Origin of the sequence: Photorhabdus tasmaniensis, assembly GCF_011189505.1 — a bacterium.
GTDB classification, from domain to species: domain Bacteria; phylum Pseudomonadota; class Gammaproteobacteria; order Enterobacterales; family Enterobacteriaceae; genus Photorhabdus; species Photorhabdus tasmaniensis.
On sequence record NZ_PUJU01000122.1, the window covers coordinates 1 to 2660 of the forward strand.

Annotated in this window: 2 protein-coding genes and 1 pseudogene; all 3 read right to left on the reverse strand. The window is 54.5% G+C overall.

All coding sequences use genetic code 11. The features are described 5' to 3' along the window. Nucleotides 1-1187: pseudogene (locus C5471_RS22975) on the reverse strand (ImcF-related family protein); the annotation flags it as partial. Next, nucleotides 1168-2313, reverse strand: a complete 1146-nt coding sequence (locus C5471_RS22980) for a hypothetical protein (RefSeq protein ID WP_133812837.1) — start codon at nt 2311-2313, stop codon at nt 1168-1170. The gene C5471_RS22980 and the pseudogene C5471_RS22975, both read right to left, overlap by 20 nt. Then, a complete protein-coding gene (locus C5471_RS22985) occupies nt 2310-2567 on the reverse strand; it encodes a PAAR domain-containing protein (protein WP_133812836.1) in 258 nt (85 codons plus the stop codon). Before C5471_RS22985 ends, C5471_RS22980 begins: the two co-directional genes overlap by 4 nt. Nucleotides 2568-2660 lie beyond the last annotated feature (93 nt).

Here is a 2660-nt window from a genome sequence, read left to right on the forward strand (position 1 = left end):
TTCAGGTCGGTCACTGCCGCCTGCACGACCTTTATCTGGTCCCGGTTGGTGAAAAGGGAGAGCACACTGCCAGCCCCCCACAATAACGCCAGTACCATCAGGCCACGACAGACATTGCGCTTCTGGAACCACCCGAACCGTCGGCCGTGCCAGTGCAGACTGTCAGTCAACACCCCCTGCCAGGCAAAATCGGGTAGCCAGTTCTGCGGTCCCGCGTCCCGGTTCGGCTCCAGCGGCAAACTGAACATTAATCCGCGCAGCAACACCCTCTCACTGTACTCCGCCAGCCACGGTGTCAACACCTTACGCCAGTGGGCAATCCCCTGTTTCTCCAGGGTGGATGACAGACGATAAAGGAAATCATGGGCGTTCTCTGCCAGGACTTGCTGCATCCCCAGCTTGCGCATCGGGTCAATCAACTGTTGCAGGTGAGTCTCCACTATCTCGGGTGTACAGCGTTCAGGTAAAAAGCACCCCACCGCCTGCGTCACCCGCCCTGCCTGTGACCAGAGACTGTGGCACACCTGCCACAAATAGATGGGAGCCTGCCAGTGCAATTGCTGGGCCTGTTTTTGCAACATCCGCAGGGCTTTATCCATCCAGACCGGCTGGGCGCTTTGTTGTTCGGTCAGGGCCCAGACGATGCCGTTGAGCGGACGGAAACGGCGCAAGCGACGCAGGGCCGCCAGTTGCGCGGTATCGGGTTCAGTTTGTAAACTGCCGCCCCACAGCAGGAGTGTACGATGGCCTTCCAGCCAGTGTTGGGTCGTCAGCCCCGGCGCGATGGCTTCCACCTGTTCAGGTTCGCCCAACAACAACAAGATACGGACTTTATACCGCCAAAACATCCCGTAACGACGATGCAGGCGATCGCCTAAATCACCATAATTATACGGTTCGCTGACGGGCAAAAGTGGCCGGGTATCCGGCTTCGTGTCAGTCACTTTATTTTTGACAAACAACGTGACCGTGATAAAACCCAGCATACTCACCACCACCATGAGCACCCAGGCTATTCCACAAACCCGTAACAAATGATTGAACGTTTCAGTATCCGTGGTTTGGTGTTCTCCCCAAAACCACCATCCCAGACCGACTAACGAAACCAACAGGGTAATGGTTCCCACCAGTAAGATGAGCGTATTCACCACCGAAACAGGTTGTAATTTATTCTCTTGCAGTTCCATAAGATTTCACTATTCCAAACGCTAAAGCATGTTGAGGATCACGGGCTAACCACCCACAGGGCTGGCCGGTATTTTCCGCCGAGATAGCCGCCAGGGTTTGCACCACGACCGCTTCCATCCCGCCAATATTGCCCCAATTGAGATCCTGCACATGTTGAGTGACATTCCAGCCGGTCTCTTCCAGTGAGGAAACATCCGGCTGGGAAAACAGAAAACAGGGTTCCGGTGGCTGGGTGATATCCGCCTGCATCAGCGCCCGGGCCGCCACATCCATAACCTGTTCATCATCTTGAGTCTGAAAATATTCACCGCGGGTCAACGCCACTTTGCCGGTTTTTTTCAGCAACCAAATAAAAGCCGCTTCACCTGCCGGTAAGGCTGATTCCGCCTCACTGACCACACACTGGCAACCGGCGCATAAAATAGTCGCCTGACTGCCCGTTGTCACATTCAGCAGGTCAATCATCTCATCCAGGGTGTCAATACCACGCCAGTATTGCGGCTGTTCGGGTAACACCACATCAGGAAACCACTCCGCCATCTGGGCAGCAAACCCCTGCCAGACAGCGGTAGAGCCCAGCCAGTAACAGTGCAGAGGCGTACACTTCAAGGGTTTCTGATACTGACTCCGCCACTGATGCACCGCCATTTTCATCAGTTGAATTTCCCGTTGCTCAATATCCGAGACAAAAGAACGCAACAGACGAACTGCCGAACCCGTTTTTTCCCTGAGGTTCTCCGGGCGACAATGGGACTGATTAATCACACTCAGCCACACATCAGGCGTGATCCCCAGCGGCCCGACCAATACCCAATCCGCCAGCGCCATCTGCTGACGATGTTTACGCCACCAACCTTGCTGCACCCACGCAACCTGTTGCTGATAAATCCAGGCGTTATGCCGGGCAAAACGGTAAAACAGCCAGCGAAATAGCAGACATAACAGCCATAACGCCGCCAGCCCAGGGATCATGGCGTACAAGGTTGAAGCGTCACCGATTTCAGGTCTTATCAGCGCGACGATGTTACTGACCAGCAATACCCCGCCGACACCGACTGCCAACCAGCGTTTAAAACGGGGTGGTGAAGCCTGACGATAAGGTGGAAAAAGAGGGCAGGCTTTCATGACACCACCTGATAATCGGGAAAAGAGCTGACTAACGTACAGCCACATTCACAACGATGACCGTGTAATGCCACCGGCTGACCCTCTATCAGGCAAGATGCACTCCCCTGAGCAATGGTAGTCATGCCATGGTGATAACACTTAACCAAATCGCCCTTGCAGGCTATCGGTTGACCAAAACAAAGATAGTGGCCCGACAATACCTTGCCGCCATATTCACGCAGGCTGTCACCCTGCCGGATAACGTTTTTCATTTCTCTGGCCCCCCTTTCGGGGTCGGTTTCAGCCTCTTTCCGGCCCAACGCGCTTTGAGATTTTCTTTGCCGATTTGCAATCGCCGCTCTTCG